Source organism: Microbacterium maritypicum MF109, assembly GCF_000455825.1.
Classification (GTDB): domain Bacteria; phylum Actinomycetota; class Actinomycetes; order Actinomycetales; family Microbacteriaceae; genus Microbacterium; species Microbacterium maritypicum_A.
On record NZ_ATAO01000255.1, the window covers coordinates 1 to 210 of the forward strand.

Annotated in this window: 1 protein-coding gene; it reads right to left on the minus strand. The window is 67.6% G+C overall.

All coding sequences use genetic code 11. The annotated features are described in order from the left end of the window. Nucleotides 1–210: acyl-CoA dehydrogenase family protein (locus L687_RS0122290; protein WP_031208437.1), on the minus strand; the 210-nt coding region annotated here is incomplete at both ends.

A 210-nucleotide genomic window follows, 5' to 3' on the forward strand; every position in this document is an offset into this window, starting at 1 on the left:
GGCGATGACCTCTTCCATGACGATCGTGCGGAAGCGGTAGTCCTGCAGCATCCCGGCGCCACCGAACTCCTCGGGGACCGACAGGCCGATCAGACCCGCTTCGCCGGCGGCGCGCATGGTCCCCCGGTCGATCTCACCGGCGGCATCCCACCGCTCGATCGCTTCGCCTGTCACGTGGCGCTTGACGAAGTCCTTGACCAGGTCCCGGAA